The sequence below is a fragment of the Paenibacillus pabuli genome (assembly GCF_039831995.1).
GTDB lineage: Bacteria > Bacillota > Bacilli > Paenibacillales > Paenibacillaceae > Paenibacillus > Paenibacillus pabuli_C.
In genome coordinates, this window is record NZ_JBDOIO010000003.1 from 1,285,364 (window position 1) to 1,309,178 (window position 23,815).

The following is a 23,815-nucleotide window of genomic DNA, read 5'->3' on the forward strand; positions in this document are numbered from 1 at the left end:
AAATAATGAATCATTCACATGAACCCCATGCTGCAGTTCTTCAGGTTTATGGATTACCAAAAAGAGCACACCATCTACCCTGGTGATAGACTGGCGTGCCCTTTTTATACCATGATTATGCAGGTGCCTGAACCGATTGTTCTTTGCGACTAATCGCGTATATGGCCGTAGCCAATCCCAGAAGGATCAGAATCGAACCTACCCAACCGTTATACAGAATGGTGGAATGATCAATCACCATCCCGCCAACATACGTGCCGAGGGCAATCCCTGCGTGGGCTATTCCCGAATTGGTACTGATCAGTGATTCCGCTGCTTCTGGAGAAGTTTTGATAATCAGACTATTCTGCACTGGCGTAACCGTCCAGCTCAAGGCACTCCAGATGCTCAGCAGGATGAGGAACGCAATTAGAGGCAGTTCAACACTGAATGGGATAACAGCCATGCTCACAATGAAAGGAATTAACACTATGACGATGGCTTTTGCCGGATGCAGGCGGTCCGATAACACGCCCCCAAGTCCCCCACCGGCAACAGCCGCGATGCCAAACATCATGTAGATAAAGGTAACCATAGTTGAACTTGCACCAATCGTTTCCTGAAGAAATGGCGTGAAATACGCATATAACGTCAAATGACCCGCCAGCACCAATAAGGTGGTCGCATGAATCGCTAACATCCTCGGATTCCACAGTGCAGCAAACTGACGCTTCAGAGAGACGACAGGCACCGGCTGAACCCGCTGCATGACAAGACCAATGGCTACCATGACAAGTGCAGTCAAAATCGCTATAAAAATAAAGACTTCACGCCATCCGCCCAAATTACCCACGAAAATTCCTAGCGGCACCCCAAGAATGAGCGATGCGCTTCCCCCCATCGTAATGATTCCTACCGCGCGTCCTTTGTACTGCGGCTCCACAATGCGAGCAGCAAGTGTCATGGACAATACAAAAATGAGCGAGCCTGTCGCAGCACCAAGTGCCCTGCCTGCCATTAGCATATAAAAGTTGGTACTGAAAGCAGAAATGAGATTGCTGATCAGGAAGATCAGCAGCGTGAACATATATACCTTTTTACGTTCAAATCTGGCTGTTACGTTTAACAGAATCGGTGCAGATATGGCATACACCAACGAAAAGATGGAAATTAAATAACCGGCTTTCGCTAGGGTCAAATGAAGATCTGCAGCGATCAGGTCCAGAATACCACCTAAAATAAGCTCCACGGTTCCAACCACAAAAGCCGCAATCGCAAGCAAATACACTTTTTTGTTCATTTTGAATCCTCCTCAAAAGTTACAACTACGATAGTAACCTAATAAGAATAAAAATTCAATAAAAAAAACTATTCCCTAAAAGAATAGCTTTCTAATAAATCAACCGGGCCAGCAGCTTGGATATTTCTTCATCCTGCAGCAGCTGATCTCCGTATTTTTTGGTGATTTGAGTGAGAGCAATATCATGATAAAAATAATCCGTCATCGCTTTCACAATCGGCTTGGACATGGTTTTGATCGCTTTCCAGGAGTCGTGTTCCACCCCTGCGAACAGCAGATAGGCATGGTCTACAATGAGCAGCTGCAATGGTTCCAGCTTGTCCAGGATGGGAATTAATGCGTACTTGTGGGTTAAGGATGTCTCTAGTCCTCCCACCGATAACACCTCGACATGCACACCTTGCTGTTCCTTTTGTTCCAAGAGCGTACGGTAGTTCTCCATCTTCTCATTCCAGGCCAGAAATAGAATCGATGAATCGGCCTCCGCCATCAGCTGCTCGATATTGGAACCAATCGATGTTTCATCCTTCAGAGTCCAAATATGCTCATCCGTAAATGTTCGTTTGATTTTATAGGTGTTCAATTCCTCAATATCCTTCTCAAAATCCGCTTTGATCTTCAAAATAACGGACTGGAGATCCACGGCAGTATACAATTTTTTCTTGCCATGCATCGTCGTCAATACAATTCCTTTATCGATAAGCCGATTTAATACTTCGTAGATTTTGGCTTTGGGTACATTAGAATAATTGACAATGGATGATGCATCGAGTGGTTCCTCTTGAGCGAAGATCGCCTCATACACCTGACTTTCGTATTGCGTAAAACCAAATTTCTGCAACATGTACGGACCCCGCTCCTTCTTGTTATGTATCGTTCTGTACGTTTTTAGTTTAGACATCGTCCCGGCCCTTGTCCAGTTTCATATAACGGACTTCGGGTGGTTATATTAAGATCCGGGTACACATTTGATTATAAAGGAGCTGTATCGTCCATGGAGAGCACCCATGAATTCGTACAAAAAGTGAATGAGAATGCCGAGAAGGCCCGCCATAACAAGAATAACGGTAAAGGGACACCCAGCGACAAACTGCCGACCAAACAACACGGCACCAAAAAGTAAGTTGAGTTAGCTTGTTTATTTGGACTGAGCGTCCCATGTATTCATTGTTCACGTAAGCGAAAGGATCTCTGACTAGAGGTCCTTTCCTCTCTATTATATCCGACTTCACTTCCAAGACTTTCTTCATAAGAATAGCCTGTTTATATGCATGGAGTTCTTCGTCCAGCACATCCTATCTCTTCCTTTCATTTAATATAGAGAACCTATTATTAATAGAAAAGAGATGATACGATGGCTTGTAGAACTTGTAGAACGGCACCCCGTCAACCTGATCTCGTGTTAATCTATTGGTCTAGGAACCCACTTGTACCGGGATCTTCGCGAAGAATTAGAAGTGTTCGCGTGATTGGAAACACATCGCCCTGCACATTCACACTGGTACCCGGTGGATTGTTAATCAATGCGCTAAACTGTTTGCTGGATCATGACATCGGCTTTAAAGTCGTATATCGTAAAAACACATCGGCGATCTCCGGAGTTATATTGCTGAAACGTAAATAAAAAACGAACAAATGGATGTTTTATATCCATATGAAAATTCACTATTGCCCTTATATGCACAAAAGTATATTCGCGCACCAAAAGTGCCACAATACAATCATTGTACCGTGGCACTTCTTGTTTATTTATTGGCATTGATTACTTCGTTGACTTCCTGTGTAATCTGGTCTCCACCAAGTTTTTTCCAGTTGGCCACAAAGTTATCAAACTCGTCAATCGACAGGTTGCCATAGATGATTTTCAAAAATGTTTCCGCTCTTAGCTTATCAAGTGTAGCCTGCTTCGTATTCATGGTTCTCGTTGGTGCATATATAAATTCATTCATCACGATCAGGTCATTGTCCCGGTAGTACTTGATCACGCCTTGTGAACTCTCGGGACCAAAGATGCGCTCCATATGCCATTTGTCCAGATTACCGTTACGGTAATCCATAATATCATCGTAGAACAACTTCGCTTCAAGCTCCAGTCCGGATGTATCTCCGGTTTTCAGTGCCTGTTCCACTTCATCCTGAGCCTTCACGTTTTTGTTGGCAGGAAGATTGGACACGGTTGCGTTATGAAAACCAAGCCCGGTCAAGCCGTTCAAATAGGCTGCACGTTCCTTCTCTGCAGATTCACCGAACATTTTCTCCGCCTGGAAGTTCAGCAGTTTAATGAGTGCTTCCGGATGCTCATACCCTTTGCGGACTGCGAATATGCCGCCCAGACTGAGGTGATTCTGTGTTTTGGCTGGCTGATCATCGATGGATTGTACCGGATAAGGCAGCCAATCGACGTTCTGGTCTTTCTTGATCATGCTGCTGACTTGAAACGGAGCCCATTGCGGCAAAAAGAACATGCCAGACTTCCCTGCGTTTACATCCTCCATCATTTTCGCAAAATCCTTCACCCCAAATTCGGGATCCAGCACGCCCTTTTTATACAGATTCTGCAGTTCTCTCAAGCCTTCCTTCACTTCAGGCTGAATGGTACCATTCACAACCTGCCCCGATGCATCCTTGATCCAGGTTTCGAGATAACCATGGTACCCCAGCAGGAACGCATTGATTGGCAAATCCTTGTTCAGCGCAATCCCGTAGGTATCATCTTTGCCATTGCCATCCGGATCTTCGAACGTGAACGCTTCTGCAATCTGGATGACATCCTGCATTGATTTCGGCGCTTCAAGTCCCACCTTTTTCAACCAGTCCTGTCTGATCCAGATCATGTCAGATGAATCAAGCGAACCCGGAAAACTAACCATAGCGTAAATCTTGCCATCTTTGGTCACGGGTTTCAATCCTGCTCCGTCTTCTGCAGACATAAATTCTTTGACCAGATCCGATGCATACTTATCATATACTTCCGTTAAGTCTTCAAGCATGCCCGCTTCATGCAATTGCTCGAACTGCACAGCACTTACTTTCAACACGTCAGGCAAATCTCCGCTCGCGAGGGTCACGTTCATTTTATCGTTGTAATTGGCATCCGGAACAATCCAGTCATACGTTACTTCAATGCCGAGCTCGTCCTTGTAACCGCGGGTCCATATGTTGTTCGCGTGTGTATCCCCCTCGGCAAGGGATTCCTTACCCGTTTCATTCATCGTCGAGGTTAATTTGATAGGCGGGTCATATTTGGTGAGTGGTCCTCCAGCATCCTGCTGTGTACTCGGCTTGGTTTCGTTCTCTTCATTACCCGCGCCTGATGAACAGGCAGCAAGAGTCCCTGCCAGGATCATGCTAAGCGATAATAATGAGAGCCTTTTGAATGACATTTTCATACGACGAATCCCCCTTTTTGTTCCTCCCGTGAGGCTATAAGATAAAAGAATGAACTATAAACAGGCCACTACGGTAGCAGAACAACCTTCTGATCGCTGTTATCTCCAGATTTCTTTTATTCCTTACCTATAGGAGGAAATCCGGTGATAAAGGCGAAGCGTATGCTTCCGAAGTAGCTTTCTTTCAGAAAGCTTGGGGCTATCGCTTCTTCAGGTTATTTCTGCTCTCTCCGTTCTGGTTTAGTTCTTATCTTCATCTTATATCTGTGTTAATTGTATAAAGAAAGCGCTATCAGTACGAGTGTACCTCGTTTACATCTGGTATCTTTGATTTACCATTTGAAACTTAATTTAACTTTTTTGATCCCTATACTCCTGAGGCGTACAGCCGATTGCTTTTTTGAAAAAACGATAAAAGTAATGCTGGTCGCTAAACCCGACCTTGGCGGAGATTTCATGCATTTTACACGAAGAACCAAGCAGCAGTTCCTTGCTTCGTTCAATGCGGCGATCATGAATGTACTCCGAGATGCCTTTACCCGTGATTCGTTTATACCAACGAGACAAGTACGAAGGATTGAGAGAGACTTCCTGCGCAATACGGGTAAGGGAGAGATCATCCTCCAGATGATGCTTAATGTATTGATGGATAGAGATCAGGATCTGAGATTGGTCATTCAGTCGGGTATCGCTCCGCTTCGAAATAATCCATTCAAATGCAGACTGATAGAAGATGACGAGTTCGGTCCACGGTGTATGGATATCAAAATGCAGCATGCGGGAAAGACCCACTTCTTCCATCGCGGGTTCGTATAATCCCAGTTCATGAAGCAGTTCAATCAAGGTACTCCCTGCTCCAGCGTAAATCTTCATTCGAAAGAACGGATCGTGAAGCCCCTCCTTCGAACTCTCTGTCCATTTCTGAAAAGAAGTGATCCACTCTCTGTCGCCCGCTGCGATGTGCTGCTTGACCTGATCCAGATGTAGAGACGCAACCGCCTGCTGACTCAGTGGGTTAGGTACCACGTTTATATCCGGCTGCACGTTGACACGAAGCAGCTTTTCCATCCCCAGCCCTGGGCCTTCATGAACGGATAAACGCAACTGCGCGATGGTCTGATTCAGATCCTTCCACGCTACAGCCTGTTCACTCACCATGATCGACACAGAGAGGTTAAGACAATCAGCACACGATTGCTGCACAGACTCAAGCGTCCCATAGACAAAGCGTAGCGTTTGCTCCCAATGTTCCTGTGGATTCACAAGATACGCTGTATTCTCCGCTGCTGGCTGGATCAAACAAGCAATGGCCTGATAATCCAGATCAATCGCCTTGACTGTCGACTTGTCCTGAAGCAGCTCCTCTGCCACATTCGCCACAGCATACCGGATTAAACTCCGATCGGCCTGAGTCTGATAGTTGTTCCAATCCTCCACTCTTATAATGACCGGAATAACACATTCCGCAGAACGAAAAGGAAGCTGTACAGCATCCAGTTCCTCCTGAAGCGCGGAAACATCATGCCTTTCCGTTCGCTTCATAAGATCAAGCATTAACTGGCGCTGCAGCTGGGGCAAGGCTCTTGGCAGCTTGCTGCGGAACCAGGCATTCTGGTACCTGAAATCATTTTCTTCCGAAATTTGTGCCAAAGCACGTTCTACTGCCGTACGAATATGACTCATGCCCTCCGTCTTGAGGAGATAATCCACCACACAGGGATTGCGTATGGCCTGATGTGCATAATCGAATTCGTTATGGCCTGTCAGCAGCAATACTTTGCATCTAGGCCACCGGTCCATGATTTTTTCAATCAGCTCCATGCCATCCATTCCAGGCATACAGATGTCGCTAAGCACGATATCCACCTTCACGGAATTTAACCACTCGATCGCTTCAAAGGCAGAATAAGCCTTAATAATCTCCAGATCTTGAAAATTCGCTTTCTCAAAGAAAGCATATAATCCATCCAAAATCACCGGTTCGTCATCTACGATCAGCATCCGCTGCATGAGGCAGCTCCCCTTTCCATGGAACATTCACGACAATGCATAAGCCACCCAATTCACTACGTCTTGCAGCGAGACCATACTCTGCACCAAACTTAATTCTCAGCCTTTGGTTCACATTAATAAGCCCCGTAATTTCCTCATCTTCCTGTCTCTGCGCGGGTTCCCCAAAGGACTGATCAAGCTCAGCTAACATCTCATCCGTTAACTGATCACCATCATCTTCAATCATAATAGACAGCCTGCCCTCCGCCGTCTGATAAGAGAGCTTCAGGATACCTCCCTGACTTCGTTTGGCAATTGCATGTTCGAAGACATTCTCCACGATCGGCTGAACAATGACTCTTGGGATCGTGATGGAACGGTACACGAGGTTCATATCCTCAATGAGCAATTGTACCCTTGATCCGAATCGGATCTTCTGAATCGCAGCATAGACCATTGCATGGTCTACCTCCTCACCGAGCGAGACTTCTGCATGGGAGTCACGGGACATATACCTGAAATATTGGCCCAGATAATCGGTAAACTCCTGGATTAATTCAACGTTCTCCACCTCAGCCATCTGTTTAATACTGAAAAGACTGTTATATAGAAAGTGAGGCTGAATCTGGGATTGAAGATGTTTGAGCTCCGCTTCACTCGTTCGTATTCTAGCAACATAATTTTCCTCGATCAGAAGATGTAAGCGCTCTATCATATGGTTAAAACGAGAGTATAAATATCCGAATTCATCCCTTCTTGAGTGCGGAATGCGGATGTCCGGCTGCCCCTGTTCCGCCATCCTGAATCCTTTGACGAGTGCAGATAACGGCTTGTGGATCGATTTGTAAACAGATAACGAGAAGATGATAATAATGACCATCGACATCACGGTTAACATCCATAACCATAGCTTATATCGTTCCAGCGGCGCCTGAAGCACTTCTTCAGCAATGCTGGAGGTTAGCGTGAATGAATGATCCGCATCATAGAGCGAGTAATACAAATGATGATCGGACTGGTATCTCATCACCTGCAGCGCATCCTGCGATTCCGTTGGAAGCATCTGCAATAGTCCAGTCGAGACAGCCTGCTCTGATGAGGAAATGACCACTTCATGCTTGTCACCAAAGCTAAGCGTAATATCACTTCCACCCGTTTCCGACAGCTGCTGCAGCCTCTTTTTCAACTCATCCGCAGATAAGCGTATCCCCAATATAAAATTGGGCGGCTCCTCGTGATTCATATTGTACGGGTTGCTCTTCAGGAAATAGAGATCATCCATTGAAGCGGATAACTCCCCATTCAGATTCCCCATCGTTGCAAGCAGATCTTTCCACTCGTCGTCCTCGACGCTGCGGATCCCATCCACTGCACTTACCCGCTTATGAAGCGCAGGCACATAATACACAACATCACTGATGTATGGACTTGTCACCATGATCTGACTAAGTTTCTTATGTATATCATTCAGACTGGATGTAATCTCATACCGGCTCATAATGGGTGCTCTTGTACTTAGCGTAGACATCGGTTCATCGAACGAAAATTCATTGACGAGACCGCTCATTCGCTCCAATTCGAATTGCAGATGATTGTGGTAGAAGTGCAGCTTGGAATCATGTGCATTTTCCACTTCGGTCTGCATTTGCTCGGAGCTATACTGTGTAATTACAAGGCTACTTCCATACAGCGGGAGAATAACCAACACAAATGCAGTCATCAGTTTGACCACAATGGAGTTGGTCTTCCAGCTTCCCCCTACTAATCTCATTGCCCCATCCACTCCTCTCCTCAAGTAGAAAAAAAGGAGCCGGAAATCGGCTCCTCTACTCGGTTTTCCTCCTACCGATCTTATCCCTTTACACTGCCGACAACAAGCCCATGGACAAAATACCGTTGCAGAAATGGATAGACGAGCAGAATGGGTATCACGGATAAAAAAATCTGGGACGCTTGGGTCGTTCGATCGGACACCTGGCTTAACAGCGTTGCATCCTCCAGCGTCATCATTTCACTCTGAATCATCGTCACTTGCTGCAGCATGGATTGCAGATACGTAGCGAGCGGATAGTGTTCCGGACTCTTCATATAGATCATGCCATCAAACCAGGCATTCCAGTGCCCTACCATGGCAAACAACGTTATGGTTGCGATACTCGGCAAAGAAATGGGCAGATAGATACTCCACAGTGTACGGAAATGCCCTGCACCATCCATCCAGGACGCTTCCTCCAGCTCTTTGGGCAATCCTCTGAAAAAATTGAGCATCAGCAGCACATTGAAGATGGGCACGGCCCCCGGTAATATCAGCGCCCAGATCGAATCCAGCAGACCTGCTTCCTTGACGACCAGATAACCCGGGATCAATCCTCCACTGAACAGCATGGTGAATACAAATAACCAGGCATAGAATGTTCTGGAACGAAACCTGGAAGCCTCTTTGGAGAGAGGAAAAGCCACAAGGATCGTGAAGATCAGATTCGTGGCAACTCCCAATACCACGCGAAGCAGACTCGTGCCAAAGGAGTTAAGGAACTGTTGATTTTCCAAAATGTACTTATAGGATGATAACGTAAAATCCACGGGCCAGAACGTAACATTCCCTGCTTTGACTGCATCACTCGAACTAAAGGATATCGCCAAAATATTCACGATCGGAAACAGGCAGAGCAAGGCAAGAATCGTCAGGATGACGTAGTTAAAACCTAAAAACCAGCGATAGGCTTTCGATGCATGGTGCATGATCCTGCCTCCTTTCTAAAATATGCGATAATTGGCGAACCGATAGGCCAGGAAATAACCAAGTCCGATAAAGATGAATGAAACCACAGACTTAATGAGACCAAGCGCCGTAGAAACCGAATATTGGGCATCCTGCAAACCGATTCGATAGATCATCGTATCCAGGATATCACCAGATTCATAGACGAGCGGGTTGTACAGATTGAACACCTGATCAAACCCACCGTTAAGTACGTTTCCAAGACTCAGGGTTACCATTAGAATGACGATGGGACGAATCCCGGGCAGCGTAATATGCCAGGTCTGCTTCCATCTCCCTGCCCCGTCCATAACGGCGGCTTCGTAGAGAGACTTATCAATGCTGGTCAGTGCTGCCAAATAAATGATGGTGCCAAAACCGAACTCTTTCCATTGATCAGTAATAACAAGTATGTACGGAAACCAATCGTTGCTGGCCAGAAATTGAATGGGCTCCATCCCGAGTGCCTTGAGCAGCATATTTACAATCCCACTGCTCGGGGATAACACATCCACGATAATGCCGGCCAGAATGACCCACGAAAAAAAGTGAGGCATATAAATGACCGTTTGAATCGTTCGTTTAAATCCGGTTTTGCGTACTTCGTTGAGCAGCAAGGCGACGAGTACCGGAATCACAAGACCGGATATTATTTTCATGACCGAGATGAATACCGTATTCCACACGACCTGGCCAAACCCCGGAAGATCAAACAGGTATCTGAAGTTATCGAAGCCTACCCAGTTCATGTTTTTGAATCCGGCAATCGGAGAGAAATTTTGAAAGGCAATGGAAAGTCCTGCCATCGGAATGTAACCGAATACAATAATGATGATCAGTCCTGGCAGAATCATAAGATGAAGCGGAATATTTCTGATAAATTGTTTGTAGTTGGAACGCATGAGCTGTCTCCTCCTTCAAACTCATTATAGGATCAGGCAATCCGAGGCAATAGTGTAGGTTATTTACTTTAGGTATCTTCTGTTGACTCTCTATTTGGAAACATAAAAAAACCGCGAATATCGCGGTTTCTTCATGATAAGCGTTCTCTTTCAGGGGAGGAGCATGAATGATATTACAAATCCAGAATTAATACATTGACGGAATAAGCCGGTAACTGAAGAACCACGGATTCACCGTCCAGTCCGATCTCCTGTTCCTGCGGAACCACTTTCTCATCATTCTTCTGGTTCACATTCGGAACATGAACCCATGCCTGATCTCCACTTAGAGTAATCAACCGTGCTGCAGAACTCACCTTCAGATCCTTAATACAGACCTGGGTAGCTTTGTCCACACTATCGGCATTCACCAGTTTCACATATACATGCTGCTGATCTCTCGTCACCGAATGGAACACCTCGCGATTATAAGCCTCGAGCTTGTAATCCAGCACTTTGCTGGTTGTATGTCCGTCTGTGTAGGAGCAGATCAAGTTCTTCCCTGTATCGCCGCCATAATTGACAGTGATCGTATAATCGGTACCGCTCTCCAGCGCTTCATAATTGGCAGCTCTCAGGTTACCCGCTGCTGAACTTGAAGAGTAATCACCGAGAGTATATCCTTCGATACCTTGTTTATACACTTTTACTCCCGTTGCATCGCCACCGTAGCCAATCGCATATTCAATGACATCCTTCTTGTCAGGCGAAATATCCGTAAGTCCCACGCCGACATAGAAACCGTCATCACCCGACAAGCGCTTGGTTTCCACCTGCACCTTGTAATTGGTCCATTCTTCATTGAGAAGATATATCCCGTTCAGTCCGCTGGCTTGTGCCTTCAGAATCAGGCCGTTTCCGGCTTCAAGCGAACAACCATTTGAACCAGGAATTAGGCCCCACGCCTCACTCAGCTCCGTCTGCTCCCTGAAATCTTCACTCAACAGTACACTGCCATCCTGATTGGATGTGACCGTGACGCGTTTCACGACGATGTCTGCATTACCGGTTGCAATCTCAATCCCTCCATGAGGGATGAGCTCCACCTGTTTACCTTTGCTATACGTCTTAAACGAAGTGCCGATCACTTGATCTCCAACGTATTTGGCAAAAAGGCGCTGAACGTAGTAGTTCGGTGTATACCATACGGTCTCATCGTCAAACCAGATGCAATCCGGTGTCCAGCGATAGGTTCCATCCGTCAGCACCTTATTGAACAATGGCGCGTAGGCAGCCAAACGAACGACATCTGCATTGTTTTCGAACCCTGTCATTACCGCTGCTTCTGCAACGGCGCCTGCCAGTGTATTTTTGTCCGTGGATGCGTACTCTCCGACAAACACCTTGGAGGTCTCTTTCCAGTTGATACGTCCATCTTCGTGATATACCCGGTGGTAGTAGTTGTAACGATCCACGTTATTCAGCAAGTAATCATTGGACCGATAATAGTGCTCGTCTGCAATGGTGTCCATGTAATCGTCCTGCTTCTCATACCAGGTTACCGTTTCTTCAATGACCTTCTGTCCGTCTGCAAACGCAACTTGGGCCGATCCCGTAAGGTTACCGCTCAGGAATTTCCACCCTTGTTGGTAAGCATCATCGTCCGCCTGTGCACCAACCGTTGAAATAATATGCAATTCATGATCCGGATAGTTCAGCTTCATATAATCATCAATGGATGATTTGAACACTTCGAAATTGGCGAAAAATTCGGTTCCCCAGTTCTCGTTGCCCACACCAAGATAGCGTAGATCAAACGGCTCAGGATGCCCCATTTGGCTACGTATTGCCGCCCATTCGTTATGTTCAACATCTGTACTGAGGGCAAAATCAATCAGGTCGGTGAAGTTTTTGATGTAATATTCTCTTAATGCGCCGCCAGCCGGATGTGCGTAATCCGAACGTGCCTGACACAGAACTCCACAGGCCATGACGGGAACCGGCGCGGCATTCAAATCTTCCGCGAGCTGGAAGTACTCCATGTATCCAAGCCCCATCGTCATCATGTAACCCCAGACATTGTAGTTCTCTTTGCGCAGCTCAACCAGTCCAACAGAATCCTTCCAGTCATACACATTATCCCAGATAAAAGACCCCTCCGAGATGCAGCCTCCCGGAAAACGCAGAAACTTGGGATGCATATCGACAAGAGCCTGAACCAGATCCTTCCTCAGTCGATAGTTCGGGTTTCCCTTGTAGTTCGCATGTGCTGATGCGGGGATGCCTTCCTCACCAGGATCTGCCCCCCATACATCCCGCGGGATCAAAGACACCATATCGATGGATATCTCTCCTTCAAACGTAAGTACAAGCTGTCCAAGTGCTGTCTCTGTTCCTGTAAGAACAACTTCCTGATTGGTCACCTCCACATCCGCGTGGACTACACCATACTTTTTCCAAGTGCCTCCTCCGTCCACATGAAGAGAGACGGAATCACTGATAGCTGCCCCCGAGACATCCTGCAGTTGAACGATGATCATACCTTCAGATTCCGCTTTTGCCCAGATGGTGAAATCGTACTGTTCCCCTGTCCTAATGGACATGGCACAATGCTGATTGGAATCCGAGAAACCACGATTCCGAATCGTCGCACCATCCTGAACCGTCACATAGTATGCATTCGCATCGGGGTCATCCAGTTGGAAATGTGTATTCAATCCGCCTTCATGCTGTACAATCATCTTATCTGTATCACCAGACCAGGCGAACAAAGGATCCCGGTTCCGTCCCGTCGAACATCCACATTCACCGGAGGCATGCGAGTACGTATCGAATGCAAAAGATTCAAAAGAACGGTTCTGAACTAGCTCGGCATAGATCCCGCCATCTGCCGCATTGTTAATGTCCTCGTAGAACAGACCGTACATGACCTCGCTGATATCAGCGACTTTCTGCTCCCCATGGACCGTTATGGTATAGGGCGGGAGTTCCTCAGGCAGTACGGATACGTCAAAACTTTTACTCAGCGTGTTCTCGCCTTTACTCAAAATCGCATTCAGGCTTGCTTCCTGTGCCGAGTTCATGGACTGTACTTCTCCATCATGCGACAGCACCTCAGGACGATTGGACTGCCAATGGACCTTCACTTTGCCACCAAGCAAGTCAACAGGCAGCGAAATGTTCTTGGTAACGATTTGGGTCGGAAACGACAAATATTTATCTGCTGCCAACTTGATAATCTCTTCATCGGTCAATGATTCACACATGACTTCGATGACTTCATCCATGGTTAGTCCGGCCTGATAAATCCGAAAGTCGGACAGCGATCCGGCAAAATCCGCATCGGCTGCATACTGAGAGCGCCCAATGTAATTCTGACTATAATTGGCCGGATCCGTGAATGAATCGAACCATCTGCGCAGCTTCGCATAGTTTCCACTGGACGTCTGGCTGATGGAGCCATCCGCAATTTTCTCTCCATTCACATAGACAATCGGGCCAGCACTGCTAAGCGTACCTCCACGAGTGCCAGCCACCGACAATGCTATATGCATCCATTCCCCCGTAGCAAATCCTCGGCCCGGATCCACAACCAGATCACCTTCTGCAGACAGCGTTCCCCTTAGTTGTCTCGTCAAAAACAGATAGGGGCCCTGTTCTCCTTTACCGAAATCAAAAATGCGTTCCCACACAGTGGACCCCTTGTTCAGATTCACCCAGGTTGACACAGTGATGCCTGTTTTATCGCTTACATTTTGAAATACATCGGATGGTAACTGCAGATAAGACCTTCCATTGTCACCACCTGCAAAGGTAGCCGCATCCCTCCCGCTCACTTTCGCCACCGTTGGTACCGAATGACCTGCAGCAATGCCATCCTTGCCTTGGCCAGAATAATCCTTACCGATGTTGTTCGCATCCTCAAACTTGTAGTGTGCAATGATCTGATCCTGATAACTGCTCATCGTTATGCCTCCTATGTAGATCATCAATTAATTCACAAAAACATGAATCATTAATAAATTTATAAATATATTATATACTCGTTATAGTACTCATTTCGAATTCGATTTTCAACAGAAAACTTCAAATCAGCATTAAATTCAAAATAAATTCACACTTCAGCCATTCACTTCGCTTTTTATAACCGGTTTCAACAACATGGTTTACAAAAATATAAATTAATTGATATTATAGCAAATGTAAGCGCTTGATTCGAACATTAGCTGAAAGGAGGACTGCACTTACTACGTTCATCTGTTGTCATTTTACTTGTTTTTATTTTGTGAATGAAGAAAGGAGACACGTATGAAGCGTTATTTGGTCATTGCACTTAGTACGGCACTACTCTCTGCACCAGCTCTATCGCCAGTCTCCGCTTTGGCGGACAATACAGCCTCAACTGCTTTCAATTCGCAAAGTTCCACCCTATTAAACAAAAATCAGGCACCTGCGTTTAAGAACGTTTCCGTTCATGATCCTTCTGTCATCAAGGTAGATGATACGTATTATGTCTTCGGCTCACATCTCCAGGTGGCTAAGTCCAAAGATCTGATCAGCTGGGATTCCGTTGCTTCAGGCGTTACGGATGACAATCCTGTCGTTCCTAATGTGACCAAGGAATTCGCCGAGGCTCTGCAATGGGCTCAGACGGATACACTCTGGGCAGCAGATGTCATTCAGCTGGCAGATGGCAAATTCTATATGTATTACAATGCATGCAAAGGGGATTCTCCCCGATCCGCCCTTGGAGTCGCCGTAGCAGACAACATTGAAGGACCATACAAGGATCAGGGCCTATTGCTGAAATCAGGCATGTGGGACGAAATTAGCGAAGATGGTACCATTTACGATGCGACCAAGCATCCTAACGTAGTCGATCCGGATGTGTTTTTTGATAAAGACGGCAAGCTATGGATGGTATACGGTTCTTACTCCGGGGGGATTTTCATTCTGGAGATGGACGAAACAACCGGTAAACCGCTGCCTAATCAAGGTTACGGCAAAAAGCTGACCGGTGGCAACCACAGCCGGATTGAGGCCCCTTATATGCTCTACAGTCCCGAGACCGACTATTATTATCTGTACTTGTCTTATGGCGGACTCGCTGCTGACGGTGGATATAATATTCGCGTTGCCCGCTCCAAAACACCGGATGGTCCCTTCTACGATGCTGAAGGCAACGATATGATCAAGGTCATGGCAGACAAGGATAAGCCTTTGTTTGATGATGAATCCATTGAGCCATTTGGCGTAAAACTGCTCGGGAACTACCTGTTCGAAAGACAGATCGGCGACCCCGGCACCGGCCAGGGGACAGGGTATGTATCTCCAGGACACAACTCCGCTTATTATGATGAAGAGACCGGCAAGCACTTCCTCATCTTCCACTCCCGCTTTCCGAATCGCGGAGAAGAGCATGAGGTACGGGTTCATGAGATGCATATGAATTCCGAAGGATGGCCAGTCGTATCTCCCTACCGTTATGCAGGCATGGAGAGCGATGCTGTTCAGGTGACCGAACAAATTGCAGCCGGTTCATACCAGTGGGTTAATCATGGGAAGGATATCACAGCCGAGATCAAGCCATCCCAGATCGTTCAGTTTGCGGCAAATGGCCAGATTACTGGTGCTGTAACAGGGACATGGAGCCTCCTGGAGGACAACAAGGTACGAATAACGTCCAACAATGTGGTATACGAAGGTGTCTTCACCCAGGAATGGGATGCGGAATCCCAGCAGAACGTGCTGACCCTCAGCGCCCTCTCTTCATCCGGTGTAGCCGTCTGGGGAAGTCAGATGAACGCCATGAAAGATCAGGATGTGGTGCAGGCAGTGAAAAAGGATCTGACCATTGGAAATACGGAGAATATCTTCTATGACCTCTCCCTTCCCACCATAGGTACACGTGATAGTCAGATCACATGGAAATCTTCTCTCCCCTCTGTCCTATCGGCTGACGGAGCAGTAAACCGGCCACGCAGCGGCAAAGGGGATGCCAAAGTAAAATTGACCGCAACCGTTCGAAAAGGGTCGGCCACAGCCAGCAAAACGTTCAGCGTGACCGTGCCTGAACAGGCAACTGGCCCACTTCTGGGTGAGTATACTTTTGACAACAAAAAGCTCGCTAAAGTTGCTCAGGATTATAGTAAGAACGGTTATCATGGTCAGGCCTTTAACGTAGTAAGCTCAGAAATTAGTACCAAGAATCAGGCTGCTGCTTTTAACGGGAAAGACAGCTACATTCAGCTGCCCGGACTCCTCACAGACACAACAGACTTCACCTTCAGTGCCTGGGTAAACTGGGACGGGGGCGGGGCTTGGCAGCGTATATTCGACTTCGGCAATGGCTTGTCCAGACATATGTTCCTTACGCCATCCCAGCATAATGGTGCGCTCCAATTCACCATTCATGATCAGGGTCGTGATCAGAGTCTAATTGCGACTGAAGCGCTGCCCACCAACCAATGGGTTCATGTGGCTGTCACATTGCAGGGAGACATGGGCACCTTATATGTAAACGGCAAATCAGTAGCGAGCAGCTCTGAGATCACGTTTAATCCGAAGGATCTTCAAGCTTCGGAAGCCTATCTGGGCAAAAGTAGATATGCTGCCGATCCGTTCTATCAAGGCAAAATGGATCAGGTTAGCGTGTATGACAAGGCTCTAAGCGCCAAAGAGATCCAGCGTCAAGCAGAACTCCAACCTTGAACAGTTGAGCTTCTATTACATTAATATCTGAATTAATTCAAAATGATACCACCTAAAGCAGCCAACCTTAGAACTGAAAGTTAGACAAAAATTTTTAAGCGGCTTGTTTGGCATGTTCTCGGTATTGTACCGGGCTCATGCCTTTTAATTTTGACTTGATACGTTTGTGACTGTAGTATAATGCCATATATCTACGTTGATAAGTTCAGTGAGATTAAGATCACCTCTACTTTCACGACTAGTGATCTCCTAAATGATATGTATTCTAATAATTCTCCTATAAATTTCAATTAACATTAGTACCCTGCCCCGTTGTGTATACTGCATCCATTCTCAGGGAAACAAATAAACCAACGTAGGGAAACTGCTTTCTAGTAGCCACTGAGGTATTACTCTTCTTTTCTTCTAACTTTTGTTTTAACGTAGAGATAAAAAAATACCGACCCTTCAACTTCAAAGGTCGGTTTACCCATTTGGGAGAAGAAAACAATGGTTATAAATGTATTCTAACCACTCTATGCAGTTATATACGGTATGCTCCCTCTGACTCTATGTTTATTTGGGCAAATCAGTAATATCAACGTTCATATGTTCAGTCAGCATTAAGGTTACATCCACTTTCACTTTGCTCCATGATAATGTCATTTTATGAATGTAACCTCTTACGGAATAGTTAACTGTTAAACTCAGCTCAGATCTCTGTTCATCGATGATTTTTATATGATGTTCCTTTAAATTTTGTTTCGAATTGTACATCTCTAAAGCAATTTTCTTTTGGGTACCATCCAGGTAGTCAACATACACAGATTTCATTTTAAAGTTTGAAGCGTATATTTTATGCTTATCTACCTCCAGAGCACTTAACAGATAGGGGAGCTCTACCAGTCTCTTCACAAGTGCAAGCTCCTCAGAAGTCTGTCTCACCGTACGCCCCTCCTTCATCAAGTTTCACAGCGACCAATTGATCAAAATCGACCCATTCAAATCCATGATCCATTTCAATTTTGATTTTCTTTCCAAAGGTACTGACTGAAGTAACGATCCCATGTATATACCGATTGCCCGACTCATTAAACACTTCAATCGTGGCTTGCAACGTATAGTTGAGCGACATATCTACATTTTGAGCAATCATCTCCCACTCATCTTCATGGATCAGCGGTTTCGCTTGATAATGAATTTGAGTACGATGCTGTATAATTCGTTCTTTATGTTGTGGAAGCATCATGCGACTCGATTCCCATAATCCATTGGCTTCAAGTTTTTTGCTCATTTGTAATGCCCTCCAATTTTAGATGCTCTATCGATCGCTTGACCGGCAGCCGTAATGGAGCTCGCTCGTAGAATGGCAATGTCGCCAAATCGATCCTTGATGTCGTCCATCACCTGATCAATGGCCCTCTTCTGCTCCTGATCATCAAAGAAAGATAGTTGATATGTATCCGCGTTGGATAATTGAGAAAGGGATACGCCTACACGGCGCACAGGTTGCCCATCCCAGTGTTGATGGAATATGCGTTTGGCTATCTTGCATACATCAACGGTTATGTTTGTAGGATCAGTCAGTTTAACCTGCCTGTGAAAACCAGTTGGATGGTCGAAATCCGCTCCAGACACACTCACGGAAACGACACTACCCATCAGTCCCTTTTTACGGGCTCTTCTGCACACTTCTGTACAGATATCGAGGATCACCACTTCGATCTCCCATGCCTCTGTGTAGTCTCTAGGCAGGGTCATTCCGTTTCCGATATCCTTTTGTGTACTATGCGTATTGACGGTTACCGGCGAATTGTCGAGTCCATTTGCGACTCGCCAGATGACTTCTCCATTAACGCCCCACTTACTTCTTAATTTAGAAAGAGGCGTATTCGCCAGGTCTCTAATCGTACGGATGCCCATCTTCCACAGATGTTTCTCCATTCTTGAGCCAATGCCCCACATATCTCGAATGGGCTTATCTCCAATGTGGAGGTGTAACTCCTCTTTCTTTAAGTGGAAAATGCCGCCCTCAGCTTTTTTAGCAATCATATCGCAGCACAATTTACTGATGATTTTGTTTTCACCAATGCCAGCTCTCGCGTAAACGCCTGTTTCATTATAGATCTTGTCTTGAATTTGCTTCGCTAAATCGACTGGATCATTACCGAATAGATGCATAGACCCCGTAAAATCAGCGAATAATTCGTCTATACTATACGGTTCGACGAGATCGGTAAACTCCTCAACAATGGACATGATTTGCGTGGATACTTCGATGTATTCTTGCATGTGAGGTTTAACAATGATCAGTTCAGGGCACTTTTGAAGGGACTGCCAGAGTGGTTCCGCGGTAGATACGCCTTTAGCTTTGGCCAACGGACAAGCGGCAAGGATAATTCCAGAACGTCTTTTCGGATCTCCTGCGACGGCTAACGGTCTATTTTTGTATTGAGGCATTTTTGCCTTTTCGACTGAAGCATAAAAGCTCTGCATATCAATGAGCATAATGGTTCGCTGCTTAGTCACAATGAAATCACTCCTGTACTTTTTGAGAACGTATGTTTCTATATATTATAGACCGAACGTATGTTCTTTATGCAAGAGGTAAATATTTATAATTATCCGAGATAAGATCATGCTCAACATAAAAAAAACGATGACTTATTACTAAAGACCTTGAGGGTAACCCTCAAGGTCTTTAGTTTAGGCGTTCACTAAATTCACTTGTCTATTTGCAAATACATCATTCAATTATCTTAGTAAAGAGGTCAATAAATCGAAACCGATTTACTTGGGATAATGAATAACCATGCTTAATCGGTTCTCCGAAGCTCCAGTGTTCATGTAAACCATGCGGCTATCCAGTTATTTCAATCTTATTCTACAACAGTATATTCCGAGAATCAGGCCTGTTTTGAATATGTTGGGATGTATCTACTTGATCTATCTGGCGTTCAAAATCATGCATAGTACATCCAAAAATGCAGAAGACACCCGCACCAACCCGCATTCATTTCTATTTGGCTTTACTTTGCAGTTCATTAATCCCAAGTCATTTTGTATGGGTTAACCGCAATCTCGGTGTTTGTCTTGCCGCTTGCCCAGTCACATACTCAAATGATTGTATTCTCTGTATTGTTAACCATTGTAGGGATTAGTGCCAATATGACATGGGCGTTATGCGGGATATTATTTCAGAGTTTTCTCGTGAGATATGAGCGCCCGTTTAATATGGCTATGGGCATTCTCTTAATTTACAGCGCAGTTTCGATGTTAAAATAAACAAAAAGCGTCCACTCCATTGCTGAGTTGAACGCTGTATGATTATCTTATGCTTGATCTCCACCATGGTTCAGTTGGATAAACCCCGGTATGGATCTGCACCTTTTCTCCAATTTTCGGAGTCGCGATATCGACATTTGCGCTGCTTGCTGCCTGGGTAATCCGTTCAACCGGATCCGTCCAAGCATGGTAGGCAAGGGTAAATGCTCCCCAATGAATGGGGATGAGCAGTTTTCCTTTTACATCAAGATGGGCTTGTACGGTTTCTTCCGGCATCATATGAATGTTGGCCCACCGTTCGTCATATTGTCCGCATTCCATCATCGTCAAGTCAAATGGCCCATACTTGTCTCCGATCTCCTTGAAGTGCGGTCCATACCCACTGTCTCCACTAAAAAACACCTTAGTCTCATCTCCGGAGATCACCCATGAGCACCATAACGTGGAGTTACGATCGAATAGTCCTCTCCCGGAAAAATGCCTTGCAGGCGTGCAGGCTAGTGTCAGGCCCTTGAATTGAAGCTCATCCCACCAGCCATGCTCAGTAATTTTATGCGAAGGTACACCCATTTGAATCAAACGCCGGCGTACGCCAATCGGTACGATAAACCGATCAGTTTTATTCATTAACCTTCGGATGGAGGAGTAATCCAGATGATCATAATGATCATGAGACAAGATGATGGCGTCCAGGAGCGGGAGATCTTCCGGCTGAACTGGTAAATTCACGTTGTAGCGCTTCGTACCCACCCATGATACAGGCGATGGACGGTTACCCAGCATGGGATCAAAAAGCAATCTTGTTCCTTCCACTTCAAGCAGAAAAGCCGAATGTCCGAACCATGTCACTTGTGGATGATGAGCAGCGTTTAGCTTTTCGTCAAACTCGCTCTTCACCATCGGAATATGACTCCAAGGTCTTCGTTCCTGACCACCCTTAAGGGAATCCCGAAGCATGCTCAGCATTGCCCTTAAACTCATATTCATCGATGTTGGAATCTGGTTTTCGTATTTGGTCATCTTATTACCTTCTGTTCTTCATAATGGCGCTGGCTCACTATGAAATGATGGATTCATAAAGCCGGGATTGAAATTGCTCCAGCGCTTGCCGAACTTCTGAAACTGTAAGTCCGTGCCGGTACATATAATTCTGCAATTCCTCCACTTCAGCTGCATCACCAGCGCGAACTCTATTGATCTTACGGATCATTGCTTGTTCCATACGCTCTTGCTCGGGACCGACAGGCTCACATAGCCAAAAATCGGTTCTTTTGACATCTCCCTTGCCCGTCCAGAGCAAATTTTCGTACCGTATAACATCCCAATCCCGATACCCAGACTGAATCTGCTGGAGTTCGGAATATAACATATCGTAAATCAGGTTGCATGGGATATGCCCATAATACTTTCGATACAGTCTCAGATTATATCCATCAATCCATTCGGTCAAGATAAAATGTCCCGGAGAATAGGCATATAGTTTGGGGACATGCCGGTTGCCTTGCATAGACATGATCGCTTCGCACTCGAGTTCTCCACCGAGCTTCCCACGCTTGGTATACACTTTGAGACAGTATTCCTGTACTTTATAGACAACAGACTGTTTTCCCAACAGCGAAGCCTGCATGTTTAGGTGCCCGTTCTGTTCATAACGCGTTAGCATATCCTCCATATGTGGTGCCAGCGGTTGAATGATTTTCATAAAAGAGTTCTCCTCATGTCCATATTCAAAACTAAAACGTTTTCTATTATGTGATATGTGATAATAGTGATGAGATTTACATCACTTCACTATTATTGTCTCTAATATAGAAGTTGAACATATCCAATTTCGCCAGAACATGAACTATTTGCTTTCAACTTCGTCAATGTGACTTTTGTCGCACTGACTTTTTTCCACTCTAATTGATGAAACCCGTTTCATGTCAAGGTGACAAAAAAACAAAAAAAAACGATGTCTCCCAGCAACAGCTGAAAGAACATCGTTTCATCATAAATGATATAAATTAATGCATAGGACCTTGTTGGCCCTGTTGAGATCCAACCTTCACCCGTTTAACGAAGAATGAGATCACCAGGCCGATCACCGCAAGAACCAGTGCAAAGACAAATGCATTCTGTACCCCTGACGTGAAACCTGCGAGCTGGTTTTCCGGGCTTTCCGGGTTAGATACATTGCTCAGGAAGCGAGTCTGACCCGCACTCAAAATACTTACGGCAACCGCAGTACCAATCGCACCGGATACTTGCTGCAATGTATTCATGATTGCCGTTCCGTGAGGATAGTACTCAGGCGGCAGCTGATTCAGACCGTTCGTTTGAGCAGGCATCATAATCATCGAAATCCCGATCATCATGAACACATGCATTGTAATGATTGTACCCAAAGCCGTTGTCGGCGTAATGCCTGTGTACATGAACAGAACAACGGCCACGATTGCCAGTCCAATGATAACGAGCCATTTTGGACCAAATTTATCAAACAAACGTCCCATAACCGGAGACAAGAATCCGTTCAGCAAGCTGCCCGGCAGCAAAACCAGACCTGCTGTCAGTGCTGTAACGGCCATACCTTGCTGCAGATACATTGGAAGGATCAGCATCGAAGACAACATCATCATCATACAGATGAAGATCAGGATCAAGCCGATCGTAAACATCGGATATTTGAATGCGCGCAGATCCATCATTGGCTGCTTCATTCGTAACTGGCGGATGCTGAACAGCAGCAAAGACACTACCCCGACAACCAGAGTTACTACCACGACCGGACTGGTCCAGCCTCCGCCTGTATCACCATGTCCACCCGCACTGCTGAATCCATATACAATACCGCCGAAACCGAGGGTAGACAATATAATGGAAATAACATCAATTTTGGGCTTGGTCAGTTTCGAAATATTCGGTAAGAACAACAAGCCGCACACCAGCGAGATAATGAAGAACGGCAATGAAATCCAGAAAATCCAGTGCCAGCTCAGATTAGCCAAAATCAATCCGGAAATACTCGGACCACTCGCTGGAGCAAACATGATTACGAGACCGATTAATCCCATGGCAGCACCACGTTTTTCAATCGGGAAAATAACCAAAATGGTATTAAACATCAGTGGCAGCAAGAGAGCTGTACCTACAGCCTGCAATACCCGTGCAACCAGCAAAATTTCAAAACTTGGTGCAATTGCAGCAACGATCGTTCCCGCTATCGAAAAAATCAGAGAAGTTGTAAACAACTGTCTCGTTGTAAACCATTGTAACAACATACCGGAAACCGGCACCAAAATACCCAATACGAGCAGATAACCTGTCGTCAACCATTGAATCGTAGTAGGTCCAACCTCGAGCAAGGTCATCAGCGGTGTCAATGCCACATTAAGTGCCGTTTCACCGAACAGACCAATGAATCCGCTCAATAGCATCGCGAATAATATGGGTAGTACTTTATATTGCTTTGTTTCTTGTTGGTCCTGTACAGAACCAGCTTTCATGGAAACCTCCACGATCCCATCCTCCTCAAACATTATATCTGTTTCTCTCT

16 protein-coding genes and 1 pseudogene are annotated in these 23,815 nt (G+C 45.7%); 2 read left to right on the top strand and 15 right to left on the bottom strand.

What is annotated here, in order from left to right:
• Nucleotides 1-115: 115 nt before the first annotated feature.
• Together ABGV42_RS07780 and ABGV42_RS07785 are read right to left on the bottom strand one after the other, a co-directional pair.
• On the bottom strand, nucleotides 116-1,279 hold the full coding sequence (locus ABGV42_RS07780; protein ID WP_347381159.1) for an MFS transporter: 1,164 nt from the start codon (nucleotides 1,277-1,279) through the stop codon (nucleotides 116-118).
• Between the two features lie 91 nt (nucleotides 1,280-1,370).
• Nucleotides 1,371-2,123, bottom strand: coding sequence for a TrmB family transcriptional regulator (locus ABGV42_RS07785; RefSeq protein ID WP_347381160.1), 753 nt, complete (start codon nucleotides 2,121-2,123; stop codon nucleotides 1,371-1,373).
• 150 nt (nucleotides 2,124-2,273) lie between these two features.
• Here ABGV42_RS07785 and ABGV42_RS07790 point away from each other — a divergent pair, with 150 nt between their 5' ends.
• Nucleotides 2,274-2,402 carry a DUF4023 family protein gene (locus ABGV42_RS07790; RefSeq protein ID WP_095358309.1) on the top strand — a complete coding sequence of 43 codons (129 nt, stop codon included), beginning with the start codon at nucleotides 2,274-2,276 and terminating at the stop codon, nucleotides 2,400-2,402.
• A 622-nt stretch (nucleotides 2,403-3,024) separates the two neighbouring features.
• Here ABGV42_RS07790 and ABGV42_RS07795 read toward each other — a convergent pair.
• The 6 genes from ABGV42_RS07795 to ABGV42_RS07820 all read right to left on the bottom strand — a co-directional run bounded on the left by ABGV42_RS07795 (nucleotide 3,025) and on the right by ABGV42_RS07820 (nucleotide 14,267).
• The gene (locus tag ABGV42_RS07795) at nucleotides 3,025-4,668 is read right to left on the bottom strand and encodes an extracellular solute-binding protein (RefSeq protein ID WP_347381161.1); all 1,644 of its coding nucleotides are present in this window, start codon (nucleotides 4,666-4,668) and stop codon (nucleotides 3,025-3,027) included.
• A gap of 351 nt (nucleotides 4,669-5,019) precedes the next feature.
• Nucleotides 5,020-6,678, bottom strand: coding sequence for a response regulator (locus ABGV42_RS07800; protein ID WP_347381162.1), 1,659 nt, complete (start codon nucleotides 6,676-6,678; stop codon nucleotides 5,020-5,022).
• The gene (locus ABGV42_RS07805; protein ID WP_347381163.1) at nucleotides 6,653-8,431 is read right to left on the bottom strand and encodes a sensor histidine kinase; all 1,779 of its coding nucleotides are present in this window, start codon (nucleotides 8,429-8,431) and stop codon (nucleotides 6,653-6,655) included. Before ABGV42_RS07805 ends, ABGV42_RS07800 begins: the two co-directional genes overlap by 26 nt.
• 80 nt (nucleotides 8,432-8,511) lie before the next feature.
• On the bottom strand, nucleotides 8,512-9,402 hold the full coding sequence (locus tag ABGV42_RS07810; protein ID WP_347381164.1) for a carbohydrate ABC transporter permease: 891 nt from the start codon (nucleotides 9,400-9,402) through the stop codon (nucleotides 8,512-8,514).
• 15 nt (nucleotides 9,403-9,417) lie between these two features.
• On the bottom strand, nucleotides 9,418-10,323 hold the full coding sequence (locus tag ABGV42_RS07815; RefSeq protein ID WP_347381165.1) for an ABC transporter permease: 906 nt from the start codon (nucleotides 10,321-10,323) through the stop codon (nucleotides 9,418-9,420).
• A 173-nt stretch (nucleotides 10,324-10,496) separates the two neighbouring features.
• A complete protein-coding gene (locus ABGV42_RS07820) occupies nucleotides 10,497-14,267 on the bottom strand; it encodes an alpha-L-arabinofuranosidase C-terminal domain-containing protein (protein ID WP_347381166.1) in 3,771 nt (1,256 codons plus the stop codon).
• Between the two features lie 343 nt (nucleotides 14,268-14,610).
• On the opposite strand from ABGV42_RS07820, the gene ABGV42_RS07825 reads away from it, so the two are divergent.
• Nucleotides 14,611-17,013, top strand: a complete 2,403-nt coding sequence (locus ABGV42_RS07825) for a LamG-like jellyroll fold domain-containing protein (RefSeq protein ID WP_347381167.1) — start codon at nucleotides 14,611-14,613, stop codon at nucleotides 17,011-17,013.
• Between the two features lie 94 nt (nucleotides 17,014-17,107).
• Here the strand turns inward: ABGV42_RS07825 and ABGV42_RS31860 are convergent.
• The 7 genes and pseudogenes from ABGV42_RS31860 to ABGV42_RS07855 form a co-directional block, all read right to left on the bottom strand.
• Nucleotides 17,108-17,191: pseudogene (locus ABGV42_RS31860) on the bottom strand (IS3 family transposase); the annotation flags it as partial.
• Nucleotides 17,192-17,568: 377 nt separating this feature from the next.
• Nucleotides 17,569-17,937 carry a hypothetical protein gene (locus ABGV42_RS07830; RefSeq protein WP_347381168.1) on the bottom strand — a complete coding sequence of 123 codons (369 nt, stop codon included), beginning with the start codon at nucleotides 17,935-17,937 and terminating at the stop codon, nucleotides 17,569-17,571.
• Nucleotides 17,921-18,286 carry a YolD-like family protein gene (locus ABGV42_RS07835; RefSeq protein ID WP_347381169.1) on the bottom strand — a complete coding sequence of 122 codons (366 nt, stop codon included), beginning with the start codon at nucleotides 18,284-18,286 and terminating at the stop codon, nucleotides 17,921-17,923. The genes ABGV42_RS07830 and ABGV42_RS07835 overlap by 17 nt, the downstream gene beginning before the upstream one ends.
• A complete protein-coding gene (locus ABGV42_RS07840; RefSeq protein ID WP_431523640.1) occupies nucleotides 18,283-19,500 on the bottom strand; it encodes a DNA polymerase IV in 1,218 nt (405 codons plus the stop codon). Before ABGV42_RS07840 ends, ABGV42_RS07835 begins: the two co-directional genes overlap by 4 nt.
• 819 nt (nucleotides 19,501-20,319) lie before the next feature.
• Nucleotides 20,320-21,297, bottom strand: coding sequence for an MBL fold metallo-hydrolase (locus tag ABGV42_RS07845; RefSeq protein WP_347381171.1), 978 nt, complete (start codon nucleotides 21,295-21,297; stop codon nucleotides 20,320-20,322).
• 37 nt (nucleotides 21,298-21,334) lie between these two features.
• Nucleotides 21,335-21,979 carry a hypothetical protein gene (locus ABGV42_RS07850; RefSeq protein WP_347381172.1) on the bottom strand — a complete coding sequence of 215 codons (645 nt, stop codon included), beginning with the start codon at nucleotides 21,977-21,979 and terminating at the stop codon, nucleotides 21,335-21,337.
• Between the two features lie 304 nt (nucleotides 21,980-22,283).
• Nucleotides 22,284-23,765 (bottom strand): DHA2 family efflux MFS transporter permease subunit, encoded by a 1,482-nt coding sequence (locus ABGV42_RS07855; protein WP_347383173.1) that lies wholly within the window; start codon nucleotides 23,763-23,765, stop codon nucleotides 22,284-22,286.
• Nucleotides 23,766-23,815 lie beyond the last annotated feature (50 nt).